The sequence below is a fragment of the Pseudochrobactrum sp. AO18b genome (assembly GCF_000409565.1).
Lineage (GTDB): Bacteria > Pseudomonadota > Alphaproteobacteria > Rhizobiales > Rhizobiaceae > Pseudochrobactrum > Pseudochrobactrum saccharolyticum.
Map to the genome: position 1 here is coordinate 1 of NZ_ANNO01000235.1, position 3,280 is coordinate 3,280.

Here is a 3,280-nt window from a genome sequence, read left to right on the forward strand (position 1 = left end):
ACCCATAGCCAGAGCCCTGAGGCACTGTTTACCCATGTGGCGGGGTTACAGACCATTATCCCGTCCAATCCTTATGATGCCAAGGGCTTGCTGATCTCGGCCATCGAGAATGATGATCCGGTGATCTTTCTGGAGCCGAAACGGCTTTATAACGGGCCGTTCAACGGTCACTACGATCAGCCGGTCGTACCGTGGTCAAAACATGTATTGAGTGAAACACCGGAGGGTTATTATTCGGTGCCGATCGGCAAGGCAGCCATCCGGCGCAAAGGCTCCGCAGTTACAGTGCTGGCCTATGGCACTATGGTGCATGTGGCGGAAGCGGCTGTCACCGAGACCGGCATTGATGCTGAGGTGATTGATCTGCGCTCACTGGTGCCGCTGGATATCGAGACGATTACGGCCTCGGTCGCCAAGACCGGACGCTGCGTGATCGTTCATGAAGCGACGCGATTGTCCGGTTTCGGTACCCAACTGGCGGCGGAAGTACAGGAGCGTTGTTTCTATCAGTTGGAAGCGCCGATCCTGCGTGTGACCGGCTGGGACACGCCTTATCCTCATGCTCATGAATGGGATTATTTTCCGGGGCCGGAACGGGTCGGTCGGGCGCTCATGCAAGTGATGGAGGCATAAATGGTGAAAAAGATCATTAAAATGCCGGATATCGGCGAAGGTGTTGCCGAGGCTGAAATTGTCGAATGGCATGTCAAAACCGGTGATGTCATCGCAGAGGATCAGTTGCTGGCTGCTGTCATGACCGATAAGGCAACGGTGGAGGTACCGTCACCTGTGGCGGGAACAGTCCTGCAGATCGGTGCGGAAGCCGGAACGGTGATGGCAGTTGGTGCGATGCTGGTTGAGATTGAAGTGGAAGGGGCAGGGGCGGATGATGTCCCGCCACCTCCGCCCGTTCAGGCTGCGCCGCCAGCTCCTGTAAAACCAACAATGCCCGAAAAACCTGTTTTTTCGGCTGTACAACCATCAAGCACGATAGCGCATGACAAGCCGCTTGCATCACCTGCCGTTCGGGCGCTGGCGCGGGAGCTGGGCGTTGATCTTACGCAGGTGCAGGGTAGCGGGCCTGCGGGGCGCATCACCCGTGATGATCTCGATCATTTTACGGCTAGCGGCGGCAGTGCGCATAGTTCGGCCTATCAACGCCGTGATGGCACAGAGCAGATTAAAATCACTGGTCTGCGCCGCAAGATTGCGGAGCGTATGGCGAAGTCCTCCCGCGAGGTCGCACATTTTTCCTATGTGGAAGAGGTGGATGTGACCGATCTGGAAATTCTGCGCAGCACGTTGAATGCAAGCCTTGCGGAGCGGCGCGGTAAACTGACGGTATTACCATTTATTCTCCGTGCGCTGGTTGTGGCATTGCGTGATTTTCCGCAGATGAATGCGCTTTATGATGAGGAAGCGCAGGTACTGACCCGTCATCAGGCAGCGCATATCGGCATGGCAACACAAACGCCATCCGGTTTGATGGTGCCGGTGCTGCATCATGCAGAAGCGATGGATCTCTGGGCAATGGCCGCAGAAATCACACGGCTTGCCGGTGCTGCACGGGAAGGCGTGGCGAAACGCGAAGAACTCTCCGGTTCCACCATAACCGTCACCAGTCTCGGTGACCTCGGCGGGCTGGTGACAACGCCGGTGATCAACCAGCCGGAAGTGGCGATTATCGGTGTGAACCGCATCGCGATACGTCCTCAATGGCAGGAGAACCAGTTTGTGCCGCGCAAAATGATGAACCTGTCATCCTCTTTCGATCACCGGATGGTCGATGGTTATGAGGCCGCCGCTTTTATCCGCCGCATCAGGCAATTGCTTGAAGTTCCCGCAACACTTTTCATTGAGGTGTGAGATGGAAGATATTGCAACACATGTGCTGATTATCGGTGGTGGACCTGCCGGTTATGTCGCTGCCATCCGTGCCGGACAACTTGGACTGCCGGTGATACTGGTTGAGAAGGAACAACTGGGCGGCACCTGCCTGAATATCGGCTGTATCCCTTCCAAAGCACTGATCCATGCGGCTGATGCCTATCATCATGCACTTACTCAGCAATCCGGTTCGGCGCTGGGCTTGCGCGTTGGAGATGTGTCGTTGGATTGGGGCAAAACACTCAGCTGGAAAGGTGCTATTGTGCGGCGTTTGACAGGCGGTGTTGAAGGCCTGTTGAAAAAGCACAAGGTCACAGTGCTGAAAGGCACTGCAGAGATCATTGACGGTAAAACTGTCGTGGTTCATGGCAAGGCCGGTACAACCCGTATCCGCACCAAACATCTGGTTCTGGCAACCGGTTCTTTGCCGATGCAGATCGGCGCTTTGCCTTTCGGTGGCAATGTTATTTCCTCAACCGATGCTCTGGTGCTGGAGCAGGTGCCGAAACGCTTAGCGGTGATCGGTGCCGGTTATATCGGCATGGAACTGAGTACGGCTTTTGCCAAACTCGGCTCGCAGGTGACGATTATTGAAGCAGCGGATCGTATTTTACCGCTCTGGGATGCGGAGCTGACCACGCCGGTGCGCAAACGGCTGACAACTCTGGGCGTTACCGTGATGACGCGCAGTGAAGCACGGGGATTAAGCGCAGATGGCGGCTCATTGCTGGTGCACCAGCACGGCAACAGTGCGCCGGTGGTGGTGGAAGCTGACAAATTTCTGGTGGCCGTCGGTCGGCGACCAAATATCAGCGGGTTCGGGCTGGAAAGTCTTGATCTGGCGATGAATGGCGCTTTCATCCGCATTGATAAATATTGCGCGACCTCGATGCTCAATGTCTGGGCAATCGGTGATGTGACCGGCGAACCGATGCTGGCACATCGGGCAATGGCACAGGGAGCGATGCTGGCGGAACATCTGGCCGGACATAAAGCGGCGCTGGATGAGCCTGTGATACCGTCTGTTTGTTTCACTGACCCTGAGGTGGTGAGCGTCGGCCTGTTGCCGGATCAGGCGAAATTACAGGGCTATGAAATTGTCACCGGCAGTTTTCCGTTTATGGCCAATGGCCGCGCTATGACCCAGCAGGATGAAACGGGTTTTGTCCGTGTTGTCGCTCGGGCGGATAATCATCTGGTGCTGGGCATACAGGGTGTCGGCCATGACGTGTCCGAGCTGGTCAATGGTTTCGCGCTGGCATTGGAAATGGGTACTGTGCTGGAAGATGTGGCGCAGACCATTCATGCGCATCCGACACGCGGCGAAGCTTTTCAGGAGGCTGCTTTCACAGCACTTGGCCGCAATCTGCATAGTTAAAACTATGGCGGGGGG

Annotated in this window: 3 protein-coding genes; all 3 read left to right on the forward strand. The window is 56.1% G+C overall.

Features of this window, described 5'->3' with window-relative positions; genetic code table 11:
* A partial coding sequence (locus tag A918_RS0109650; protein WP_022710863.1) for an alpha-ketoacid dehydrogenase subunit beta occupies positions 1-633 on the forward strand: 633 nt, incomplete at its 5' end.
* On the forward strand, positions 634-1,866 hold the full coding sequence (locus A918_RS0109655; RefSeq protein WP_022710864.1) for a dihydrolipoamide acetyltransferase family protein: 1,233 nt from the start codon (positions 634-636) through the stop codon (positions 1,864-1,866).
* A 1-nt stretch (position 1,867) separates the two neighbouring features.
* Positions 1,868-3,265, forward strand: a complete 1,398-nt coding sequence (gene lpdA, locus A918_RS0109660) for a dihydrolipoyl dehydrogenase (RefSeq protein WP_022710865.1) — start codon at positions 1,868-1,870, stop codon at positions 3,263-3,265.
* Positions 3,266-3,280: the final 15 nt, after the last annotated feature.